The sequence below is a fragment of the Tabrizicola sp. genome, assembly GCF_041911175.1.
In the GTDB taxonomy this organism is placed as follows: Bacteria; Pseudomonadota; Alphaproteobacteria; order Rhodobacterales; family Rhodobacteraceae; genus Tabrizicola.
Genome location: NZ_JAYRPN010000029.1, coordinates 22,733 through 44,548 on the forward strand (window position 1 = coordinate 22,733; position 21,816 = coordinate 44,548).

The window sequence follows — 21,816 nt, forward strand, 5'->3', positions numbered from 1 at the left end:
CCTAGCGGCAGTGGCGCATGAAGTAGCGGGCGAGAAGCACCTTGAAGCGCACGTTCTGCGGGCCGCCGTAGCTGGGTTCGTCTTCGACCATCGGCGGGGTCTTCAGAAGCCCCGACCACGGCACCCGGACATGCATCCGGTTCGGGGTGTCGTAGACCGGGACGATTTCCACGCTGTCGGGGATTTCACCATCCGGCCCGGCGCCGGGACCGTCATAGCGGTAGCCGTTGGCATGCAGCCAGCCGCGGGTGTCGTCGTTGAACTTCTTCCATTCCGAGGTCGCCGTATCCTTGAAGGCCGATTTCGAGACCCGCATGATCGCCTCGCCCGTCGCGACCTGGTCGGCCAGCGCATCGCTTTTCAGCTTGAAGAACCCTACCATTCCGCCCTCGCTCCCTTGTTGTCGCCGGTCGCCACCTGTCCCGCGACCGACTATTCGGCGCCCCCGTGATGCCAACGTGAAATGCCCCGGCGCGCCACGGACTCCGGGCTTGATCGTTTCCGGCAACGGCCCTCCAATGCAAGCATGAAACTCACGCCCGCCGAAACGATTGCGCGGCTTGGCCATGCGCTTGAGCAGGACTTCCGGCTGCTGCCGCTTGAGGTCCCCGAGGCACCGCTGTTCCTGGCCATCGCCCTGCCGACCAACGAGGGCGTGACAGGATTGAAGCCGCGCTTGCCTGCCGGGCGCGGACTGACGACACAACAGGCGCTGCTGTCCGCCGGGGCCGAGGCGCTGGAACTGCGGGCAAGCCTGGCCCAGCGGCATCGGGACGGGCTGGAGTCTCTGCCCCGGCAGGACGGGCTGGCGATGGTGGAGGCGACCGATCTGCTCGACCGGGCAAAGGTGCGGGTTCCGGCGCAGGAGGTCTATCTGGATTGCGCCGCCGTCCTGGGCGAGCCCCTGCATCACGAGGCCAACTCCACCGGCTGCGCAGCGGGCATCGACCGCGAGGCCGCGCTGGCTGCGGCGCTGTGGGAATGCGTCGAGCGGGATGCGGTGGCGCTGTGGTGGCACGGGCGCCGCCCGGCGGCCAAGCTGCCGCTGGAGGTGATCGACGAACCGCAGCCCCGGCTATACTGGTGGCTGCACCAGCGGGCGCGTCGGACGATGCTCCTGGACCTGACCTCGGACATCGGGCTGCCGGTTGTGGGAGCGGTGTCGGCCGATGCCGATGGCCGGATGATCGCCACCGGAACGGCAGCGCGACCCCGGATTGCCGATGCGGCGCTGGCGGCGGTGACCGAGATGGTGCAGACCGAGGTGAGCCTGGACATGGCGCGCGAGGCCGGGGAGGCGGAGGCCCTGGGCTGGATCGGCCACGGATCGACCCGCATCCAGCCGCAGTTCCGGGCCGATGCCACGATGCGGGATCATGGCGGCCCGATGGCTGCGGAGGCGATCCTGGCGCGGCTGGATGCGCTTGGCCACCGGGCGCTTGCCGTGGACCTGACCCTGCCGGAGGACCCGCTGCCCAGCGTCCGCGTGCTGGTGCCGGGGCTCTGCGCCATGCGCGGGCGGATCGCGACGCCGCGCTTTGCCCGGCTCTGCCCGGATGCCCCCGGCCCTGCCCTGCCCGAGCCCTACTGACCCCGCCCGAAGGACCAAGGATGCCGATCACCAGCACGCATGACCTGCTTGACCGGACCGGGCGCTCGCCGGTGCCGCTGGCGCGGTCGCACTACTGCTATCTGTTCCCGCAGCTGGCGGAAGACCCGCTGGTCGGCTGCGTGACCGGGACCACCCCCCGGCAGACCTGCGACCGGCTGCGCGCCTTCGAGGTCGCCTCGCGCATCCCGTTGAGCGGAATGCCGGTGCTGCAGATGCGTCTGCCCGCCGCCTATACCTATTTCGGCCAGTTCATGAACCACGACATCTCGGCCCCGGTGGGCGATGTCGTCACCCAGGGCGGCTGGACTCCGGCGGCGGGCGTCATCGGCACGGTCGACCCGCCGGGGCTGGACCGGAACCGCCGCGCGAGCCCGGCGATCATCCTGGAGAACCTGGCCAACGAACACGAGGCCCCGCTGACCCTTTCGAGCCTCTATGCCGGGGGGCCGGACAGCGCCGACCCCGAAGTGCGGGCGCTGTATGAGCCGGACGGCAAGCGGTTCCGGCTGGGGCGGACCCGCCGCGAGCTGGATCGGGTGTTCACCGATCTGATGCTGGACCCCGCGCGGGTGATCCGGGCCACCGGCGCCCCAGACCTGCCGCGCGGTGCGGGCAAGGCCCTGGTCGCCGACCGGCGGAATGACGAGAACCTGATCCTGAGCCAGTTGCACCTGGCGCTGATGCTCTTGCACAACAAGGCGGTCGCGGCGCTGGAGACGCAGGTCGCCGACCCGGCGCGCTGCTTTGCCGGGGCGCGCGACCTTGTGACCCGACACTATCACTGGCTGATCCTGCATGACTACCTGCCGCGCCTGCTGTCGCCCTCGGTCCTGACCGGCCCCTTGGCGCGGCGACCGGTGCGGCTGGCCAACGCCCGTCGCGTGCCGCTGGAATTCACCACCGCCGCCTTTCGTTTCGGGCATTCGATGGTCGGCTCGGCCTATGATTTCAACGCGAATTTCGGGCTGAACGGGCGTATTTCGGAGACGGGGGCGACGCTGGAGGACCTGTTCGCCTTCACCAGCCGCAACAACATGCAGTCCGATGCGCCCGAGACGCTGGCGCTGCCCGATCACTGGGTCATCGACTGGGCCCGGATGACCCGCCTGCTGCCACCAAGGGCCAACGGCGCGCCGCGCGGCTTTGGCAGTGCCGAGCGGATCGACCTGACCTTCGCGCGCGACATGCTGAACCTGGTGGGCGAGTCGAACGTGGCGGTGCATGGCTCGATCCTGTTCCGCAATCTGATGCGCGGGTTTCACCGGCGCATTCCGCTGGGCCAGCGCCTCTCGGAGCAATACGGCGTCGCTCCTCTGGCCGATGCGGACGTGGGCATGGCCCTGCCGGATCAGCCCGTTACCGTGCCGGGCGGAAAGAGCCTGCGCGACACTGCCGCCGGACTGGGGTTCCTGCGCGACACTCCGGCCTGGCTCTACTTCCTGTGCGAGTCGCGGGTGCGCGAGAATGGCGAGCGGATTGGTCCGACGGCCAGCCACATCATCGCCGACACGATCACCGGCCTGGTCCGGCTGAACCCGGATTCCTTCCTCAACCGCGAGGGGGGCGGCTGGCATCCGCGCGACAGCATCCTGGGCGGGAGCGAAGGCCGCGGGCTGACCACCTTGCGCAAGCTGTTGCTCTTTGCCGTGCGCGACAGCGCCGGGGCTGATCCCGGCTGAGGTCCGGCGCAAAACTGCCACGATGCCGCGTGTTCGGGTGAGGCTTTCCATCACCCCGCCCGCGCCCTCTGGACAGGCGGGCGGATTCGATTCATAGACGCCCGCGATGCGGACAGTGCCGTTTCGCAGGCGAGAGCCCGCCGCTTTCCGTTCCTTTGTTCCAGCAAAGAAGACCCGCCATGACCGCCGAAACGCCCTTTGTCCTGCCCCGCTTCGCCGTGCTGGCTGCCACGCTGGCCCTGGCGGCCTGCGCCAGCGGCAACAGCCCGATGCAGCTGTACCCGCTGCAGGGCCCCATCGCTGACAAGGACCCGACGCTGGTGATCCAGGCGACGGCGAAGAACACCACCAGCACTTCGGGCGACCTGAGCTTCCGCCTGCCCGAGCACGGCAAATGCACCGGCACCTGGTCCTCGCTGACGCCGCGCACGGTGTCGAACACCAAGGGCCTGGCGCTGACCTGGCGCAAGACCGGCGGCGAACTTGGCAAGGAGACCGAGACGGTCGCGGGCGTGAACAACGGCGAGATCTATGCCGTCTGCGGCGACGGCACGCGGGTGCAGGGCACTTTCGTCATCGGCTCCGGGACGGCCAGCGGCACGGGCCAGGCGTCCGACACCAACGGCAACGTCTACAAGCTTCTGTTCTAGGCCCGCAGCGCGTCGTCCAGCACGGCGCGGACCTTGTCGCCCGGAACGTCGTCGGCAACGAAGGCCTGGCCGATCCCGCGCGCGAGGATGAAGCGGAGCTTCCCGTCCACCACCTTCTTGTCCTGACCCATCAGGGCGATCAGGGCGTCGGACCCCGGCAGATCGCCCGGAATGTCGCGGATATCGGTCTTCATCCCCATCGCCTTCAGATGCGCGCGAACGCGGCTGGGGTCTTCCTGGCTGCACAGACCAAGGCGCGAGGAGAGTTCAAAGGCCAGCGCACAGCCGATGGCGACGCCTTCGCCGTGCAGCAGGCGGTCGGAATAGCCGGTGGCCTTTTCCAGCGCATGGCAGAAGGTGTGGCCGAGGTTCAGAAGCGCACGCTCGCCCTCTTCCGTCTCGTCGCGGGAGACGATCCCGGCCTTCATCTCGACCGAACGGGTCACGGCGCGCAGACGGGCGACCGCATCGCCTGCGCGGATCGCCGGACCCTCGGCTTCCAGCCAGTCGAAGAAATCGGCGTCGCCGAGGAGGCCATATTTCACCACCTCGCCGTAGCCGGACAGGAAGTCGCGTTCGGGCAATGTGGAGAGCACGTCGATGTCGGCCAGCACCAGACTCGGCTGGTGGAAGGCACCGACAAGGTTCTTGCCCTGTGCAGTGTTGATCCCGGTCTTGCCGCCGACCGAGCTGTCGACCTGCGCCAGCAGCGTGGTCGGCAGTTGCACGAAGCGCACGCCCCGGCGCAGGATGGCCGCCGAAAAGCCCACCAGATCACCGATCACCCCGCCGCCCAAGGCGAGGACCACATCCTTGCGCTCGACCTTTTGCTCCAAAAGCCATTCGGTCGCACGGGCGAGGTTCTGCCAGTTCTTCGTCCCCTCTCCCGCCGGAAGCGCCAGCGAAGTGGAGGCGATCCCCTCGGCGTCCAGCGCTGCGGTCAGGGCCGCCAGATGCCGGTCGGCGACGGTTTCGTCCGTCACCACCGCCACGCGCTTGCGGCGCAGAAGCGGCGCGATCTCGGCCCCGGCGCGCGCCAGAAGGCCCTGGCCGATCCGCACCTCGTAAGAGCGTGCGCCCAGGTCAACCGCAACTCTGTTCAAGATCAGACCTCCAGCACATCCGGTCGATGTTTCAGCGCCTCGACCACCCGGCTGGCCATTTCCTCGACCGAGCGTTCGGCGGCGCTTTCCACCACGATATCGGCCTGCGCATAAAGCGGGTGTCGACGCTCGTAAAGCTCGCGCAGGGTCTCGCGCGGGTTGGCGGTGCGCAGAAGTGGCCGCGTCGTCTTGTGGCGGACGCGCTGCCAGAGAAGATCGAGGTCGGCTTTCAGCCAGACCGAGACACCGACATCATGGATCAGGCTGCGGTTCGTCTCGGCCAGGAACGCCCCGCCGCCGGTGGACAGGACGCAAGGCGTGCCGCGCAGGAGACGGCCGATCACCTCGGTCTCGCGGGCGCGGAAGAAAGGCTCGCCGTCGCGTTCGAAGATTTCGGCGATGGTGCGGTTGGCGGCACGGACGATTTCCTCGTCGGAATCCTTGAACTCCACCCCCAGCTGGCGGGCAAGGGCGGTGCCGACGGCCGTCTTGCCAGCCCCCATCATCCCCACGAGGACGACCGTCTTCGCCAGTCTGGACATCGCTCTCCGTTTCGTGACCTTCGGGCAAGGACTTGCCGAAGCGAATTCCTTCCCTCTCAATGGCGTGAACTTTCCCCGAATGCTATATACATTCGCAACGCAACCTGCGGTGGCCGCCCCGAGGGGCGGACAGGCGCAGCAAGAAAGCCGGTCGGACCAAGCCGACCGGGACAAGACCGAGGAAGGGCATTCGGATGGGTCGGATCATCAAGGCTTTGGTGGTGCTGGTGATTTTGGGCTTCATCGCCTTGACGGGCTATGCCTATCTTGGAAACCTGGAGCCGCAACAGAGTGAAGTGACGAAGCCCGTGGTGTTGAATGCGGACTAGTGCGGTCGGGCTTCTTTCCCTGCTCTGCCTTGCCGGGCCGCTCGCCGCGCAAGAGGGGAAATCCTCTGGCGGGCCACTGTCGGCGATCGACTGGCTGTCGGAATCCGTCGCGACCCCGGTTGCTGCAGGAACCTCGGCACCGGCACCCGTGATCGACGAGCCGCCGGTGACCAAGGCCGGAGGGGCGCTGCCCGCGACGGTCACCACCTCGGCGCTGGACGGGCCGTCGCCGGACGGCGTGGGGTTGATCGCGCCGAAGGTCTCGGGCCTGCCGCATGACCTGTGGGGCGTGGGGCTGACGCATGAGATCGCGGAACGGCTGGTTTCGCACCCGGATGACGACCTGCCCGCCTTGCGGCAATTGTTCCTGACGCTGCTGCTGGCCGAAGTGGCGGCCCCGGTCGATGCCGATGGCAAGGGTGAGCTGTTGCAGGTCAGGATCGACAAGCTTCTGGCGCTTGGCGCGCTGGAGCAGGCGGCGGCGCTGATCCAGGCGGCCGGGACGCCCTCGCCCGAGCTGTTCCGCCGGGCCTTCGACGTGGCGCTCTTGACCGGGGCGGAGGATCGGGCCTGTCAGTTCATGGCGGAGGAGCCGCATCTGGCGCCCACCCTGCCCGCGCGCATCTTCTGCCTGGCGCGGTCGGGTGACTGGGATACGGCGGCGCTGACGATCCGCACCTCGAAGGCCTTGAACCAGATCACGGCGGATCAGGAGGCGCTGCTGTCGCGCTTCCTCGACCCCGATCTCTACGAGGGCGACCCGGTGCCGAAGGCGCCCGACCCGGTCACGCCGCTGGACTGGATGATGTATGCCGCCATCGGCGAGCCCTTGCCGACCGAGGGGCTGCCCATCGCCTTTTCCTATGCCGAGCTTGGCCCCCGTGCCGGCTGGAAGGCGCAGGTCGAGGCGGCAGAACGGCTGACGCGGGCGGGGACGATCCCGCCGAACGTGATCCTCGGGCTGTACACCGAGCGCGACCCGGCGGCATCCGGCGGAGTCTGGGACCGGGTGGCGGCGTTCCAGGCCTTCGAGGCGGCGATCTCGTCGGGTGACGCAGCGCGGGTGGCGGCGACGCTGCCCGAGGCCTGGGCGAAGATGCAGGAGGCGGAGCTGGAGGTGCCCTTCGCCACGCTCTTCGGCAAGCCGTTGCAGGAGATGGCGCTGACCGGCGAGGCGGGCGACATCGCGCTGCGGGTGGGGCTGTTGTCGCCCTACGCGGAAACCGTGGCCAGGAAGCGGAAGCCCGCCACGGCAGAAGAGGCCTTCCTGCTGGCGCTGGCGGCGGGGGACCCGAGCCTGGTCCTGCCGCCCGACAGCCTGGGCCGGGCGATCGCGGCGGCCTTCCGCGAACCCACGCCCTCGACCGAGGCGAAGGCTTTGCTGGACGGCAACCGCAAGGGCGAGGCGATCATCGTGGCCATCGACAACATCGGGCGCGGGGTGCAGGGCGACCTGCGCGGGGTGACCGAGGGCCTGTCATTGCTGCGGCTGGTGGGGCTGGAAAGCGTCGCGCGGCGCACGGCGCTGGAGCTGATGATCCTGGAACGGCGGGGCTAGAACCATGCCCGAGCCAAAGGCGAGCCGGTGGATTTCGACCTTCCTCGACGCGCGGGCGGCGGAGTTGGGCGCGGCGCGGAATACGCAGCTGGCCTATGGCCGTGACCTTCTGGACTTCGCCGACTGGCTGGCGCGGCGGGGCCTGGGGTTCGTGGATGCGGGGCGGGAGGCGGTGGAGGACTATCTGGTCCATTGCGACGCACAGGGCCTGTCCAAGGCCACCCGGGCGCGGCGGCTGTCCTCGATCCGGCAGCTTTACCGTTTCGCCTTCGAGGAAGGCTGGCGCAAGGACAACCCCGCCCTGCGGCTGACCGGGCCAGGGCGGTCGAAGAGCCTGCCGAAGACGCTGAGCGAAGCCGAGGTGACGCGGCTGATGGAGGCGGCGCGAACCCGTGCGCGCAATCCGGCGGATCGGCTGCGGGATACGGCGCTGTTCGAGCTGCTTTACGCGACCGGCCTTCGGGTCAGCGAGCTGGTCGGCCTGCCGGTCGCTGCCGTGCGGGGCGATCCGCGGATGATCCTGGTCAAGGGCAAGGGAGCCAAGGAGCGGATGGTGCCGCTGTCCACCCCTGCCCGCGCGGCGGTGGCGGGTTGGCTCAAGCATCGCGATGCCGAGGAGGAGGCGGGGCGCAAGGCGGGTCGTGCGCTGTCGCGCCATCTGTTTCCGGGTGATGGGCGCGACGGTCATCTGACCCGGCAGTATTTCCACACGCTCGTCAAGGACGTGGCGGTGCTGGCGGGGATTTCCCCTGCCAGCGTGACGCCGCATGTGCTGCGCCACGCCTTCGCGACGCATCTCTTGGCGCATGGGGCGGACCTGCGGGTGATCCAGACTTTGCTGGGCCATGCCGATCTGGCGACGACCGAGATCTACACCCATGTCCTCGACGACCATCTGAAGGACCTGGTGCTGACCAGACACCCGCTGGCGCGGAAGGGCTGAGCCGATGGCAAGCGATCCCTCCGTTCCTCAGACTTCCAACCCGCTCCGCCGACTGCTGCGCTTCTTCCGGTCGACAAGCCATGAAAGCGCGATGGAGGCCCTGCGCGACGACATCGCCGGGGCCATCGCCATCGGCCATTCCGGCGGCGCGATGGAGAAGGACGCCCGCGACCGGCTGCTCGGTGCCCTGGACCTGTCGCACCGCACGGTGGACGAGATCATGCGCCACCGCCGCCAGATCGAGATGATCGACGCCGACCTGCCCCCGGGAGAGATCATCAGCCGCGTCCTTGCCTCGCCCTACACGCGGCTGCCGATCTTCCGCGACAGCGACGACACTATCCTGGGCGTGGTGCACGCGAAGGACCTGTTGCGCGAGGTGGACCGGCTGGTCCGGGGCGAGGAGGCGCAGGGGATCGCGGCACTGGACATCGTGAAGGTGGCGATGAAGCCCTATTTCATCCCCGAGACCACGACGCTGGACGAACAGATGCGCGCCTTTCTGGCGCGGCGCACCCATTTCGCGCTGGTCGTCGACGAGTATGGCGCGTTGCAGGGGCTGATCACGCTGGAGGACATCCTGGAAGAGATCGTCGGCGACATCACCGACGAGTTCGACGTGGTGAGGAAGGACGAGGGGCTGACGCCGCTGGAGGACGGGTCCTGGCTGATCGACGGGGCGATGACGATCCGCGACCTGAACCGGGCACAGGACTGGCACCTGCCGGACGACGAGGCGAACACCCTTGCAGGCCTGGTGATCCACGAGGCGCAAATGATTCCAAACGAGGGCCAGGTCTTCAGCTTCCACGGCTTCCGCTTCGAGGTCGTCGGCAAGCGGGAAAACCGGATCACCCGGCTGAAGCTGCGCCCGCTGTGACGGGTCAGGCCGACCGCGCCATCGCAGCCGGGCGGGCGCCCGACGCCCAGTCGGCCAGCGCCGCGCCGAAGGCCTGGAACAGCGGGCGCGAGACGGGATCGTTGCCCGCGTTCCATTCCGGGTGCCACTGCACCGACAGGGTAAAGCCCGGCGCGTCCTTGACATAGATCGCCTCGGGCGTGCCGTCCGGGGCCAGCCCGTCGATCACGACCCGGCAGCCGGCCCGGGCGATGCCCTGGCCATGCAGCGTGTTGGTCATCACCTCGCGCGCGCCCATCAGTTTGTGGAACACCCCGCCTTCGGTGAAGGTGACGCTGTGGCGGAGCGCGAAGCATTCTTCCAGCGTGCCGTCGGGCGGCATCCGGTGGTTCATCCGGCCCGGCAGGTCGCGGATTTCGGGGTAGAGCGTGCCGCCGAGGGCCACGTTCACCTCCTGAAAGCCGCGGCAGATGCCGAGGAAGGGCTGGCCCCGGTCGACGCAGGCGCGGATCAGGGGCAGGGTGATCGCGTCACGGCTGCGGTCGAAGGCGCCGTGGGCGGGGGTTTCCTCCTCGCCGTATTCGCTGGGGTGGACGTTGGGGCGGCCCCCGGTCAGGAGAAACCCGTCGCAGAGGTCAAGGAGTTCCTCGACCCCGACATAGCGCGGGTCGGAGGGGATGATCAGCGGCACCGCACCCGCGACCTCGGCCACGGCGGCGGTGTTCATCGTCCCGCTGGAATGGGCGGGATAACTGTTGTTCATCAGATAGCTGTTGCCGATGATGCCGACGACCGGCCGCTTGCACTTGACCACCTTGACCGCACCCCTGCTGTCACTCTGCTGCGACCATACGCCCCGAATGTGACCCCGAAAAGGCCCTGACGCCGCCCCGGCGCGCACAGATCGGCTTCGGTCGTGCACATCTGCGGGACAATCGGCGGGGTGACGGGCATCCGCTCACGCGGAAATGAGTTTCCTTCCCACGGTGGAAGGTCGGCAGGAAGGGCGCGCACATCAGATGGAGAACCAAGATGCTGAAGACCCTGACCCTTGCCGTCGCGCTGGTCGCCCCCCTGCCCCTCTTCGCGCAAGAGACGACGGGCCATGAGGGCCACATGATGGGCGACATGGGCCCTTCCTCGATGGCCTTCATGGAAGCCAACGACCGGATGCACGAGAACATGATGATGGAATACACCGGCAACGCCGATGTCGATTTCATCAAGGGCATGATCCCGCACCATCAGGGCGCGGTCGAGATGGCGAAGATCGTGCTGGAACATGGCACCGACCCCGAGGTCCGCAAGCTGGCCGAGGGGATCATCGCGGCGCAGGAAAGTGAGATCAAATGGATGCAGGACTGGCTGGCGAAGAACGGCGGCTGAGGATCAGCCCCGCCGCCGCAGGTAGTCCTCGGCGATCGTGATCAGGCGCGGGCGGGACATTTCCGGCCCGTGCCCGCCGATGGCCAGGCGGAAGTCGATGCTCCGCAGCCGGTCCATCGTGCGCAGGTAGTCCGGGATCGACGCGCCCGGCAGGTCGTCGAGGATCTCGTCGTCGTAGATCGCATCGCCGGTGAGGAAGAGGCCGTCGGCTTCGTCCAGAAGCCCGATGCCGCCCGGCGAATGGCCGGGCAGGTGCAGGACGGTGAACTGCCGGTCGCCGAGGTCGATCCGGTCGCCGTCCGCCAGCGTTCCGGTCAGGGGCGCGGGGCGGAGGGTCCAGTCGGCGATGCCCCAGCCCGGCGCGGGCAGCGTGGTCACGACATCGGGCCAGCCGCGGAATTCATCGGCAAAGGTCTCGACCCCCGGCTGACCGGCGAATCCGGCGGCTTCGGAGGCATGGCCGAAGCGTTCGGCAAAGCCGTGGAAGCCGCCGATATGGTCGACATGGGCGTGGCTTGCCACCGCGACGACGGGTTTGGCCCCGAGCGGTAGCGCGGGGCGGAGGGGGAGGAGGCCGCAGCCGAAGTCGAACTGCAGGTCGCGGTCGCGGCCAAGCACGGTCACCATGCTGGCGCGGAACATCGGGTCGACCGCCGGTTCCAGCGTCACGAAGACCCCGGGGTCCAGCGCGCGGGTGTGGAACCAGCCGGTCACGCCCCTTTCGCCACCACCTGCGCCGCTGCCGCCAGCGCGCCTTCCCCATGCGGGATGCCAAGGGCGGTCATTCCCGCCTCCATCACCGCCAGCGCGCCCAGCGTCATATGGGCGTTGACATGGCCCATGTGCGCGACGCGCAGGAAGCCGTGGTAGGCCGGATCGGTCGAGGGCGCCATGCCGAGGCCGATGCCGAGGGTCACGCCCGCCTTCGTCTCGCACCAGTCCCGCAGCCGGGTGGCATGGGGGGCGCCGAAGCGGGCGGCGGTGACCGACCAGCCGCGATGGCGCGGGTCGGCCACGTTCATCCCGATGGCCGGGTTGCCCGCGGACCAGGCGTCGAAGGCGGCCCAGACCGTGCTGGCCAGCGTGTGGTGGCGCTTCCAGACCTGCGGCAGGCCCTCTTCCCGGATCATGTCCAGCGCCTCGCGCAGGCCGTAGAGATGCGCCGTGGGCGCGGTGCCGTCCCAGATCTGCCAGAACTCCTCCGCCTCGGCGCGGGGGCCCCAGGCCCAGTAGGGGGTTGCAAGGTCCGACTTGCCGCAGCGCAGGCGGGCGGCTTCCGAGAACCAGATGAAGGCCATGCCGGGGGGCGTCATCAGGCCTTTCTGGCAGGCGCCGACCATCACGTCGACGCCCCAGTCGTCCATGCGGAATTCGTCGCAGCCAAGCGAGGCGATGCAGTCCACCGCCAGCAGCGCGGGATGGCCCGCCGCGTCGATGGCCGCGCGCAAGGCCGGGATGTCGGTCTTGATCGTGCTGGCGGTGTCGACATGCGTGGTCAGGACCGCCTTGATCTGGTGCCGGGTGTCGGCCCGAAGCGCCGCCTCGACCTGCCCCATGTCCGCAGGCGAGGATTTGCCGAAGTCCAGCACCTCGACCTCGATCCCCATCGCGCGCGCCGAATTGGCCCAGCTGAGGCCGAACTGCCCCACCGCCAGCACCAGCGCCTTGTCGCCCTTCGAGAACAGGTTGGCGTTCGCCGCCTCCCAGCCCGCATGGCCGTTGCCGATGTAGATCGCGACATGGCCCGTCGTCCCCGCCAGGCTGCGCAGGTCGGGGAAAAGCGATGCCACCATCTCGATCAGCGGGCCTTCGTAGATGTTGGGCGAGCCCTTGTGCATCGCGCGCAGCACGCGGTCGGGGATCACCGAGGGGCCGGGGATGGCCAGGTAGGGGCGACCGTTGGCAAGGCTCATGCGTCTCTCCTTCGCTTGGACACATGGCTAGGCTGGCCCGCGCCCAGCGTCAATGCGGCCCGGCTTGAGGCGGCCCGGCTTTCCCGCTAAACCCCGGTTGCACCATGACGAAGGCCCGCCCCTTGCCCCCTGCCCGCGCCTATACCTCCCGCGAGCTGTTCGGCCGCTTCTGGCGCAGCTACCTGCGGCCGTATCTGCCGGTCATGCTGGTCGCTTTCCTGGTGATGATGATCGAGGGGTCGACCCTTGGCCTTCTGTCCTACATGCTGGAGCCGCTGTTCGACCTGGTCTTCGCCAAGGGTGGCAGCCATGCGCTGGCCTGGGTTGGTGCGGCGATCCTGGCGCTGTTCATCGTCCGCGCCATCACCTCGATCATCGGGCGCTGGCTGCTGGGATGGGTCAACCAGCACGCCGCCGGGACGATGCAGGTCGACCTGGTGCGCCACCTCCTGACGCTGGACGCGGGGTTCTTCGTCGAAAACTCGCCCGGCAAGCTGATCGAGCGGGTGCAGGGCGACACCATCGCCGCGCAGGGCGCCTCGACGCTGGTGATCGGGGGGATCGGGCGCGATCTGATCTCGCTCGTCGGGCTCTTCGTCGTCGCGCTGAGCATCGACCCGGGCTGGACCGCCGCCGCGCTGGTCGGAGCGCCGCTCCTGCTGCTGCCCGCGCTGGTGCTGCGGCGTTATCTGCGGCGCAAGGCCACGCTGACCCGCGAGCAGTCCGGCCTGCGGGCGACGCGGCTGGACGAGATCTTCCACGGCATCCAGGCGGTCAAGCTGAACCGGATGGAGGACTACCAGACCTCTCGCTTCCAGCGGATCGTCAACACTATTCTGCGCGCCGAGGTGAAGACGGCGCTTGGCCGGGCGGCGATGCCCGCGCTGGTCGATGTGATCACCGGGATCGGCTTCTTCGCCGTGCTGATGCTGGGCGGTCGCGAAGTGGTGGCGGGCGAACGCACGACGGGCGAATTCATGTCCTTCTTCACCGCGATGGCGCTGACCTTCCAGCCGATCCGGCGGCTGAGCGACCTGGCGGGCCAGTGGCAGGTGGCCGAAGCAAGTCTGGAACGCATCTTCACCCTGCTTGACACCCGGCCCTCGGGGCAGAGACCGGCAGAAAGCCGTGCCGTTCCTGCCCCTGGCGCCCCGGAAATCCGTTTCGAACAGGTCAGCTTCGCCTATCCCGACCGCCCGGTGTTGCAGGACCTGAGCTTCACCGCCGAGGCGGGCAAGGTCACTGCGCTGGTGGGGTCGTCCGGCGCGGGCAAGTCGACCGTCTTCCAGCTGATCGCGGCGCTGATCGAGCCGCAGGCAGGCCGCATCCTGATCGGAGGGGCCGATGTGCAAGAGTTGAGCCTGGCCGACCAGCGCGGGTTGCTGGCGTCCGTCTCGCAGGATGCGGCGCTCTTCGACGAGACGCTGCGCGAGAACCTGCTGCTTGGCCGCACCGACCGCGACCCGACCCGGCTGGCGCAGGTGCTGGCGGATGCCGAGGTGACAAGCTTTACCGCCGCGCTGCCGCTGGGTCTTGAGACGCCGGTTGGCGCGCGCGGCTCGGCGCTGTCGGGCGGGCAGCGGCAGCGGGTGGCCATCGCCCGGGCTCTCCTGGCGGATGCGCCGGTGCTGCTTCTGGACGAGGCCACCTCGGCGCTGGACACCCGGACCGAGGCCGCGGTGTCCGCCGCCCTTGCGCGCGCCGAGGCTGGCCGCACGACGCTGGTCATCGCGCACCGGCTGTCGACCGTGAAAGGGGCGGACAAGATCATCGTGCTGGATCATGGCCGTCTGGTCGAGGAAGGCACCCATGACAGCCTGATGGCGCTGAAGGGGCTTTACGCGCAGCTGCAAGAGGCACAACTGCGTGACTGAGGCTTCCGCCCGCCGCGCCCTGCCCCTAGGATCATGCGCATGACGCACGACCGCACGATCTGGAGCCTGACCGGCAAGGACGCCCTGACGTTCCTGCAAGGCCTTGTCAGCAACGACCTGCGGGTGCTGGAGGGCGGGCCGGGGATCGTCTGGACCGCGCTCCTCACGCCGCAGGGCAAGTATCTGGCGGATTTCTTCGTGGTGCGCCGGGCGGGGGACGAGCTTCTGGTCGATGTCGCCTCGCCCCTGGCCGCCGACACGCTGCGGCGGCTGACGATGTATCGCCTGCGGGCGGATGTGCAGATCGCGCCGTCGGACCTGACGGTAACGCGGGGCCTTGGCGAGAGGCCTGCGGGTGCCCTGCCCGATCCCCGCCATCCGGCGCTTGGCTGGCGGCTCTATTCCTGCGAGCCGATGGCCGTTCCGGCGGTCGACTGGGATGCGATCCGGGTGGCGAACCTGATTCCCGAAAGCGGGATCGAACTGGTCCCGGACGACAGCTACATCCTGGAAGCCGGGTTCGAGCGGCTGCATGGGGTCGACTTCCGCAAGGGCTGCTATGTCGGGCAGGAAGTCACCGCCCGGATGAAGCACAAGACCGAGCTGCGCAAGGGTCTGGTGCGGGTGAGGATCGAGGGCACGGCCCCGGTGGGGAGTGACATCCTTGGCACAGACGGCAAACCCGCAGGCACGCTTTTCACCCAGAGCGGCGGCTTCGCGATTGCCTATCTGCGCCATGACCGTGCGCAAGGGGAATTGCGGGCAAGTCAAGCCCGTCTTTGGGCGGATTGACCGGGCTGCCCTCGCTACGGCAAGAATATCCTAACCAAACGTTGCAATTTCCCCCCAGCCCCCTAAATATCGGGACTGGTCCGGGGTTGGACCGACTAGATGATGACAGATGACGCAAAAGCCATGCAGTTGGTGCATAGCAGTCATTCCAAACGGGTAGCCCCCGAATCATGATCAAATCGTTACAACCCTCGGACGCTGAGGAATTACAAGAGCAAGAAAAAAGGAAAAGCCGATGCTCGATACCATCGACAGCACCGCCTTCAACTTCGAGCAGGGCCAGCGCGCGCGCAAGCTGTTCGCGGCCGTCGTGCTTGCGGCTCTGGATGACGCCATTGCCGACGACAAGAAATACGGCAACGGCCCCGACCAGATCGCCCGCTGGGCGCGGTCGCGCGACGGGCGCGAGGTTCTGTCCTGCGCCGGGATCGACCCGAACGAGCGCGTGGTCAAGGGACTGATGGAATTCGTCGCCAAGGGCGTGCGCACTTCGGTCGCGCTGTCGCGCGAGGAATCGGAACGCCGTCACGCGCTGGAGCTGGAACAGGCCGAAGCCGCCTGAGCCGAAGCCACAGGCAAAGCCGATTGCGCGCCCCACGGGGCGCGTTTTCATTTGCGGGAGGGGCAGGTTCAGTCGAGGTCGCGCGCAACCAGCGCCCGGTTGATCTCGGCCCGGACCAGCTTGCGGACGTTGCGGGTGATGCGCTCGCCGAGCGATCCCTGCAGCTCTTCCCGGATCATCTGGCGCACGATCTCTTGCAGCGCCGCCTCGTCCAGCACGGCCAGCGGCGTGCCGTCGGCATCGAGGATTTCAGTCGGCATCCGTTGCGCGGTGCCACCTTCGCCGCCATCGTCCACACCGCGCGCCACCGGCGCATCGCCGTCGAGGTCGGCGGCGAGGGGATCATCTTCCAGGAGTTCTGCCGCCACGTCGCGCAAGGGCGGCGATGGCGCATCGTCGTGGTCGCCATCATCGACCTCGTCGGGGTCCTGCATCGAACCGGATGCCAGCCGGGCCGCCAGATGCTCGGCCCGGCGCCGCAGCGGGATGAAGGGGACCGGCTCGTCCTCGACCCATTCACCGTCGACCTGCGCCCAGGTCTCCGGCTCGGCCTCTGCCTCGATCTGGGGGGCCTGTCCGGCCAAGGTTTCCGCAGGCGCAACCTCCTGCGGCGGCAGCAGGACTTCGGCCTCCTCGGCGCCGAGGGCGACTTCGCCCAGCGACACGACTTCGGGCGCGGCCCAGATCTCGTCTTCCCAATCGGCCTCGATCAGCTCGACCGCAGGCTCTTCCGCGGCAGGTTCAGCCGCATCCACCGCCGGGGGCGGGGGTGGCTCGGGAACCGCGTCCGGGAGGATTTCAGGCGCCGCTTCGGCGGTCGGCGCCACCTCTGGCACCGGCACGTCCAGGATCAGCGTCGACAGCGGGCTGATCTCGGACACGACGCGCAGCGCGGGCGTCAGCAACAGGCGCTCTGCCGACAGGTCGCGCGTCGTCCGGCGCGGGCCCTGCTCGTTCGACACGAGCCGCCGTACCGAGGATACAACGTCCTCGATCTCTTCGGAACTCAAGGGGCCCACCATCAGGGACTTCCGCTCGCCTGCGCTTCCTCAAGGCTTCAACTTACTGCGCCAAGCCAATGCAAAGCAACAGAAATCGCGGAATGCGGCAAAGGGTGCGGCGTCAGTTGCCGATCTTTTCCAGAATCCGGTCCAGCTTCTTGCCCTGCGCGCTGTGCGACGGAGCCTTTTCGACCGCCCCGTAATAGGCATCGGGGTCGTAGGTCGGAATGCCAAGTTGCAGATGCTCGACCGTCAGAAGCCCCATCGTCGCCAGCACCTGATAGACCGCGACATAGCGTTGCGCCTCGGCCTCGAGCCGCGCATTGCGGGCGTCCAGCAGCTCCTGCTCGGCGTCCAGCACGTCGAGCGTGGTGCGGGTGCCCGCCGCCGCCTCCTCGCGCACGCCGTCGAAAGCGGCCTGCGCCGCGCGGATCTGCAGGTCGGACGCCTCGATCGAAGCCGAAGCCACCGCGAGGTTGGCCCAGGCCACACCCACGTTCTCGACCACGCCCACCGCCGTCTGCTGCAGGGCCGCGCGCGCGGCATCCTTGCCGGCCAGCGCCTTGCGTTGCAGCGCCGACAGGCGGCCGCCGGCATAGAGCGTCTGGCTCATGGTCAGCCCGACACTGGATGACTGCATGTCCTCGTCATCGGTGGAAAGCTTGACGCCGCCGCCGATGGTCGGCATCCGTTCGGCCTTCGCCGCCTCGACCTGGAAGTCGGCCACCGTCACCTGATGCTGCGCCTGGCGGATCAAGGGATGCGTTCCGCGCGCCACGCCCTGCGCCTCTTCCATCGTGCGCGGCAGGGCGGGCGCCTTCGGCAGCGCCGCCAGCTTGCCGGGATAGGCGCCGGTCGCGGCCTTGTAGGCCTCGCGCGCGATCATCAGCTGGCCCTGCGCCGCCGCAAGCGCCGCGCGCGAAGCCGCCAACCGCGCCTCGGCGATGGAGACATCGGTGCGGGTGATCTCGCCCACATCGAAACGGTCCTGCGCGGCACGCAGTTCCTGGGTGATCAGCCGAAGGTTGCTTTCCCGCAGCGACACCACATCCTGCGCCAGCCGCACGTCGACATAGGCCTGCACGGTGGCGAGCAGCACGTTCTGTTCGACCTGGATCAGCGCCTGCCGGGTGGCGAGCACGCTTTCCTTGGCGATCTCGATCCCCAGCTTGCGGCGACCGAAATCGATCAGCGTCATTTCGGCTGACAGCACGAGCGACGCCGAGAGCCCCTCGACGACGGCGGTGCCGCCGGCCGTGCTGACATCGGCCCGCGCCCAGCCCGCCTGGGCGGTATAGGCCACCACCGGACGCAGGGTCGACACCGCGACCGCGACATCCTCGTCCGCAGCCCGCAGCACGGCGCGGTTCTGGTCCAGCAGGTGCGAATTCTTGTAGGCCGCGACCAGCGCATCGGCGAGCGTCTCCGCCCGCGCACCCGGTCCTGCCGCCAGTGCGAACACCGCAACGACTGCCGATTTCAGCCAAGCTCGCATCTTGCACCGCCTCATCAGGGCCCGCCGTCACCTGCCGCGGGCATTTCTCTTGGTCCGGGCCGGACCGGCCCGCCCCGGACTGGGTCCTAGAGCGTGAAGCCCTGCGCCTTGCGGAAGCCGGGAAGGACCGGGGCCGCCGCGTTGAACACCGGGCGCCAGGTCATCCGGCCGTCGATCTTGTAGCCGATCTTCGCGGTGCCGACCGCGCCGTCCATGAAGACCGCGCCGATCCGCCCGCCGTCCTTCAGCTGCGCCAGAACGGAGTCGGGCATCACCTCGACGCCGCCCTCCAGCGTGATCACGTCATAGGGCGCGCATTTGGCCGCGCCGTCGACCAGCCGGGCCGTGACCACGACCGCATTGTCCACGCCCTCTTCCGACAGGATGCGCTGCGCGTCCGCGGCCAGTGCCTCGTCCTCTTCGACCGCGACGACCGTTTCGGCCAGTCGCGCGATGACGGCGGCCGAGTAGCCAAGCCCGCAGCCCAGATCAAGGACCAGTTCGCCCGGCTGCACGTCGAGCGCGTCGAGCAGCTTGGCCAGCGTCCGCGCCTCCAGCACCACGCGACCGGGGGCCAGCGGCAGGTTCTCGCCGACATAGGCCGCTTCGCGCTTGTCGTCGGGCACGAAGGTTTCCCGCGGGACGGTGAGCATCGCGTCGATGATCGGGAACTTGGTCACGTCCGAGGGGCGGACCTGAGTATCCACCATCATCACGCGGCGGGCGGCGAATTCGCTCATTCTGAACTCATCGGTCTGATTGGCATCAGCCGGAGTCTTGCCACAGAACCGGGGGTGCCGCAACCGGCCTTCGGTTTATTTTCATGCCTTTGGCTGCGGCAGGTGCGGGGCGTCAGCCTGCTTCCCCGGCGTCAGGTTTCCAGCCGACCGCCCGTTCGCCCAATTGCCGGAACTTGTCGGAAATCTGCGTCAGCCGCCCGCGCCATTCTGGCTGCGGCTCCTGCCCCTCGGTCACGTTGAAGAAGACCTGCATCATGCAGGCCAGCTCGAAAGGCTCGATCACGGCGGCCTTCACGGCCCAGGCGAAGATCAGCGCGAAGAGGAAGGTCCCGCCCGACGCCTCGCCCGGCAAGAGCCAGACCAGGCCCGCCGCCGGGGCAAGCATCAGCACGAAGACCAGCGCCGCCAGAACCCAGCCGATCAGGGTCAGCCAGGCCGCGTTCACCAGCATCGCCCGCCCGTTCTGCGCATAGAGCACCAGCCCGTCATGCGCGGCCTCCCAGGCGTTCTCCGACCGGCTGCGGATGGCATGGGCCAGGATCACCTCGTCCACCAGCCCGACCGCGACCTTCAGATAGGCCCGCACCGCCCCCATGACCTGAGCGAGACCGGGGATCGGCAGGATCGTCATCACCCCTTCGACCAGCCCGGAGATCAGGGCGATGACCGCCTTGACCAGCCGGTCCAGCGCGAAAAGCGCCGAGGCCTGGCCGAAGCGTTCCGTCACCACCGACCGGGCATAGGCGATCTGGCCCTGACCATAGGGCAACGGGCGGCCGTCGAGGTATTCCACCATCACCGCGATCTGCCCAGCCTTGACGATGTAAAGCAGGTAGTCGCGCAGGAAGAAGATCACCCCCGCCGCCAGAGAAAAACCCGCCACCCCGCCCCATATCGTGCTGGAGGCGCGGAACTCCTCGTCACTCAGAAGCCCGATGCCATAGCCCGCCCCGGCCCCTGCCCCGGTGGTGATGACCAGCGCGGCGGCTATTCCGAAATAGACCAGCGCGCGGAAGATGAGGAAGGGCGCGGTGCGGATCATCAGGCCCAAGGCCCTGGCAATGCTGAAATCCCACATGGGTCCTGCTTTCAAATACCTGTCCCGAAAATGCCGCGAGAACCGCAGCGAAACAAGCCACCGCGCCAGAAACAATCCGATGTCGGTCTGCCCCTTCACCAAGTCTTCAGACTTCGAGTCGATGCTGACCTTGCAGAACAAAGGAGGACCAGATGGCCGCTTCCCACCTTTCCCTCGCCGACGAGCTTGCCGATATCCGGGCCGAGATCGCCCGCTTGCAACAACGCGAAACCCGCCTGCAGCGGCTCGCCGACGACATGCCCGCCATCCCGGTCTTCCGCCGCGGCTGGCCGATGATCCGCAAGCCCGCTACCGCCGCGCTTTCGGCCTGAGATCAGCCCTCGATCAGCGCCGTCACGCGGGCCACGCCTTCGGTCACAAGGCCCGCGTCCCCCCGCGCCTCGACGTTCAGCCGCAGCAGCGGCTCGGTGTTCGAGGCGCGCAGGTTCATCCGCCAGTCGCCGAAATCCAGGCTCAGGCCATCGGTCCGGTCCGTCGAGCGCGCGTCCGGTGCCAAATCGGTTTCGACCCGTTTCACCACCAAGGGCAGGTCCGTCACGCGGAAGTTGATCTCGCCCGAGGAGGGGAAGTCACGCCGCATCGCGCCGACCATCTCGGTCAGGCTTCTCCCGGACTGCGAGGCTAGGCGGGCCACCATCAGCCAGGGGATCATCCCGGAATCGCAGGCCATGAAGCCGCGAAAATAGTGATGTGCGCTCATCTCGCCGCCATAGACCGCACCCTCGCGACGCATGGCGGCCTTCAGGAAGACATGGCCGGTGGGGGCGAGGACCGACCTTCCCCCGCCCTTGGCGACCGCATCCTGCACCGCCCAGATCACGCGCGGGTCGTGGATGATCGTCGCACCGGATTCCTGCGCCAGATGGGCCGAAGCGAGCAAAGCCACCACGTGTTCGCCGTCGACGAAGCCGCCCGCGCCGTCGAAGAGGAAGCAGCGGTCAAAGTCGCCGTCGAAGGCCACCCCGAAATCCGCCCCCGCCGCCCGGACCGCCGCCGCCGTCGCCGGGCGGTTTTCGGGCAGGAGGGGGTTCGGAATGCCGTTCGGGAAACTGCCATCCGGGTCGTGGTGCATCCTGACCAGGTCGAGCTTGGCACCGCGCGCCGCCAGCCCCTCGGCCAGCGCGTCCAGCGCCGGGCCCGCCGCGCCGTTTCCGGCGTTCACGACCAGCCGCAGCGGCCCGATCCCCTGCCCCACCAGCCCCGCGACATGCGCCACATAGTCCGCGCGGACGCCGGAGCGATCCTCCCGCGACCCGCCGGGGGCCACGGGCAAGTCCTCATTGCCTTCGGCCTGCGCCCTGATCCTTGCGAAATCCGCATCCGGCAGCGGCACCGCGCCCCGGCCCACCAGCTTCATGCCGTTGTATTCGCGCGGATTGTGCGAGGCGGTCACGCAGATCCCGCCGCCCGCCCCGAGATGCGCCGTGGCGAAATACATCTCCTCGGTCCCGGCCATCCCGAGGTCCAGCACCCGCACCCCCGACGCGACCAACCCCGCCGCGACCGCATCGGCCAAGGCGGGTGAGCTTTCGCGGCAGTCGCGCGCCAGCACCACGGCATCGGCGCCCGTCACCGTGGCGAAGGCCCGGGCAATGCGATGGGCGATGGCTTCGGTCAGGTCCGTCCCGAGACGACCGCGGATGTCATAGGTCTTGAAGGCGCTCATGGGCGTGAAAGGA

At 68.5% G+C, this 21,816-nt stretch carries 22 protein-coding genes and 1 pseudogene; 12 read left to right on the forward strand and 11 right to left on the reverse strand.

Annotated features, from left to right (window positions below; genetic code table 11):
- Nucleotide 1 precedes the first annotated feature (1 nt).
- Complete coding sequence (locus tag ACE3P6_RS03630) at nucleotides 2-382, reverse strand: hypothetical protein (RefSeq protein WP_374391701.1); 381 nt, start codon at nucleotides 380-382, stop codon at nucleotides 2-4.
- Nucleotides 383-526: 144 nt separating this feature from the next.
- Here ACE3P6_RS03630 and ACE3P6_RS03635 point away from each other — a divergent pair, with 144 nt between their 5' ends.
- The 3 genes from ACE3P6_RS03635 (at nucleotide 527) to ACE3P6_RS03645 (ending at nucleotide 3,941) form a co-directional block, all read left to right on the forward strand.
- Nucleotides 527-1,591 (forward strand): YcaO-like family protein, encoded by a 1,065-nt coding sequence (locus ACE3P6_RS03635; protein WP_374391702.1) that lies wholly within the window; start codon nucleotides 527-529, stop codon nucleotides 1,589-1,591.
- A 20-nt stretch (nucleotides 1,592-1,611) separates the two neighbouring features.
- Complete coding sequence (locus tag ACE3P6_RS03640; RefSeq protein WP_374391704.1) at nucleotides 1,612-3,291, forward strand: peroxidase family protein; 1,680 nt, start codon at nucleotides 1,612-1,614, stop codon at nucleotides 3,289-3,291.
- Nucleotides 3,292-3,470: 179 nt separating this feature from the next.
- Complete coding sequence (locus ACE3P6_RS03645; RefSeq protein WP_374375791.1) at nucleotides 3,471-3,941, forward strand: hypothetical protein; 471 nt, start codon at nucleotides 3,471-3,473, stop codon at nucleotides 3,939-3,941.
- Here the strand turns inward: ACE3P6_RS03645 and aroB are convergent.
- Nucleotides 3,938-5,044 (reverse strand): 3-dehydroquinate synthase, encoded by a 1,107-nt coding sequence (gene aroB / locus ACE3P6_RS03650; RefSeq protein ID WP_374391706.1) that lies wholly within the window; start codon nucleotides 5,042-5,044, stop codon nucleotides 3,938-3,940. The two genes, ACE3P6_RS03645 and aroB, sit on opposite strands and share 4 nt — an antisense overlap.
- Nucleotides 5,045-5,046: 2 nt before the next feature.
- Nucleotides 5,047-5,646 carry a shikimate kinase gene (locus ACE3P6_RS03655; protein WP_374391708.1) on the reverse strand — a complete coding sequence of 200 codons (600 nt, stop codon included), beginning with the start codon at nucleotides 5,644-5,646 and terminating at the stop codon, nucleotides 5,047-5,049.
- 134 nt (nucleotides 5,647-5,780) lie between these two features.
- Here ACE3P6_RS03655 and ACE3P6_RS03660 point away from each other — a divergent pair, with 134 nt between their 5' ends.
- The 4 genes and pseudogenes from ACE3P6_RS03660 to ACE3P6_RS03675 all read left to right on the forward strand — a co-directional run.
- A complete protein-coding gene (locus tag ACE3P6_RS03660; RefSeq protein WP_374375782.1) occupies nucleotides 5,781-5,915 on the forward strand; it encodes a hypothetical protein in 135 nt (44 codons plus the stop codon).
- Nucleotides 5,905-7,473 (forward strand): hypothetical protein, encoded by a 1,569-nt coding sequence (locus tag ACE3P6_RS03665; RefSeq protein WP_374391710.1) that lies wholly within the window; start codon nucleotides 5,905-5,907, stop codon nucleotides 7,471-7,473. Before ACE3P6_RS03660 ends, ACE3P6_RS03665 begins: the two co-directional genes overlap by 11 nt.
- Before the next feature lie 4 nt (nucleotides 7,474-7,477).
- The gene (locus tag ACE3P6_RS03670; protein ID WP_374391712.1) at nucleotides 7,478-8,416 is read left to right on the forward strand and encodes a site-specific tyrosine recombinase XerD; all 939 of its coding nucleotides are present in this window, start codon (nucleotides 7,478-7,480) and stop codon (nucleotides 8,414-8,416) included.
- A 91-nt stretch (nucleotides 8,417-8,507) separates the two neighbouring features.
- Nucleotides 8,508-9,296, forward strand: a pseudogene (locus ACE3P6_RS03675) (transporter associated domain-containing protein); the annotation flags it as partial.
- Nucleotides 9,297-9,300: 4 nt separating this feature from the next.
- Here the strand turns inward: ACE3P6_RS03675 and ACE3P6_RS03680 are convergent.
- Nucleotides 9,301-10,089: a gamma-glutamyl-gamma-aminobutyrate hydrolase family protein gene (locus ACE3P6_RS03680; RefSeq protein WP_374391714.1), complete on the reverse strand. Its 789-nt coding sequence runs from the start codon at nucleotides 10,087-10,089 to the stop codon at nucleotides 9,301-9,303.
- A 218-nt stretch (nucleotides 10,090-10,307) separates the two neighbouring features.
- Here ACE3P6_RS03680 and ACE3P6_RS03685 point away from each other — a divergent pair, with 218 nt between their 5' ends.
- On the forward strand, nucleotides 10,308-10,661 hold the full coding sequence (locus tag ACE3P6_RS03685; protein WP_374375772.1) for a DUF305 domain-containing protein: 354 nt from the start codon (nucleotides 10,308-10,310) through the stop codon (nucleotides 10,659-10,661).
- A 3-nt stretch (nucleotides 10,662-10,664) separates the two neighbouring features.
- On the opposite strand, the gene ACE3P6_RS03690 is transcribed toward ACE3P6_RS03685, so the two are convergent.
- Nucleotides 10,665-11,375 carry an MBL fold metallo-hydrolase gene (locus ACE3P6_RS03690; RefSeq protein ID WP_374391716.1) on the reverse strand — a complete coding sequence of 237 codons (711 nt, stop codon included), beginning with the start codon at nucleotides 11,373-11,375 and terminating at the stop codon, nucleotides 10,665-10,667.
- Nucleotides 11,372-12,574, reverse strand: coding sequence for an alanine--glyoxylate aminotransferase family protein (locus ACE3P6_RS03695; RefSeq protein WP_374391718.1), 1,203 nt, complete (start codon nucleotides 12,572-12,574; stop codon nucleotides 11,372-11,374). The genes ACE3P6_RS03690 and ACE3P6_RS03695 overlap by 4 nt, the downstream gene beginning before the upstream one ends.
- A gap of 104 nt (nucleotides 12,575-12,678) precedes the next feature.
- Between ACE3P6_RS03695 and ACE3P6_RS03700 the strand changes: the two genes are divergently transcribed.
- From ACE3P6_RS03700 to ACE3P6_RS03710, 3 genes are all read left to right on the forward strand, one after another.
- The gene (locus ACE3P6_RS03700; protein ID WP_374391720.1) at nucleotides 12,679-14,448 is read left to right on the forward strand and encodes an ABC transporter ATP-binding protein; all 1,770 of its coding nucleotides are present in this window, start codon (nucleotides 12,679-12,681) and stop codon (nucleotides 14,446-14,448) included.
- Nucleotides 14,449-14,481: 33 nt separating this feature from the next.
- The gene (locus ACE3P6_RS03705) at nucleotides 14,482-15,240 is read left to right on the forward strand and encodes a folate-binding protein YgfZ (protein ID WP_374391722.1); all 759 of its coding nucleotides are present in this window, start codon (nucleotides 14,482-14,484) and stop codon (nucleotides 15,238-15,240) included.
- Nucleotides 15,241-15,475: 235 nt separating this feature from the next.
- Entirely contained in the window at nucleotides 15,476-15,802 is a 327-nt protein-coding gene (locus tag ACE3P6_RS03710) for a DUF6280 family protein (protein ID WP_294970280.1), read from the forward strand.
- 68 nt (nucleotides 15,803-15,870) lie between these two features.
- Here the strand turns inward: ACE3P6_RS03710 and ACE3P6_RS03715 are convergent, their stop codons facing one another.
- The 4 genes from ACE3P6_RS03715 to ACE3P6_RS03730 all read right to left on the reverse strand — a co-directional run bounded on the left by ACE3P6_RS03715 (nucleotide 15,871) and on the right by ACE3P6_RS03730 (nucleotide 20,116).
- Entirely contained in the window at nucleotides 15,871-16,812 is a 942-nt protein-coding gene (locus tag ACE3P6_RS03715) for a hypothetical protein (RefSeq protein WP_374391724.1), read from the reverse strand.
- Between the two features lie 112 nt (nucleotides 16,813-16,924).
- Nucleotides 16,925-18,298: a TolC family outer membrane protein gene (locus ACE3P6_RS03720; RefSeq protein WP_374391726.1), complete on the reverse strand. Its 1,374-nt coding sequence runs from the start codon at nucleotides 18,296-18,298 to the stop codon at nucleotides 16,925-16,927.
- Nucleotides 18,299-18,384: 86 nt separating this feature from the next.
- Nucleotides 18,385-19,038: a protein-L-isoaspartate O-methyltransferase gene (locus ACE3P6_RS03725; RefSeq protein WP_374391728.1), complete on the reverse strand. Its 654-nt coding sequence runs from the start codon at nucleotides 19,036-19,038 to the stop codon at nucleotides 18,385-18,387.
- Nucleotides 19,039-19,150: 112 nt separating this feature from the next.
- Nucleotides 19,151-20,116: a hypothetical protein gene (locus tag ACE3P6_RS03730; protein ID WP_374391730.1), complete on the reverse strand. Its 966-nt coding sequence runs from the start codon at nucleotides 20,114-20,116 to the stop codon at nucleotides 19,151-19,153.
- A gap of 152 nt (nucleotides 20,117-20,268) precedes the next feature.
- Between ACE3P6_RS03730 and ACE3P6_RS03735 the strand changes: the two genes are divergently transcribed.
- Entirely contained in the window at nucleotides 20,269-20,448 is a 180-nt protein-coding gene (locus ACE3P6_RS03735) for a hypothetical protein (RefSeq protein ID WP_374391732.1), read from the forward strand.
- 2 nt (nucleotides 20,449-20,450) lie between these two features.
- On the opposite strand, the gene ACE3P6_RS03740 is transcribed toward ACE3P6_RS03735, so the two are convergent.
- Complete coding sequence (locus tag ACE3P6_RS03740; protein WP_374391734.1) at nucleotides 20,451-21,803, reverse strand: phosphomannomutase; 1,353 nt, start codon at nucleotides 21,801-21,803, stop codon at nucleotides 20,451-20,453.
- Nucleotides 21,804-21,816: the final 13 nt, after the last annotated feature.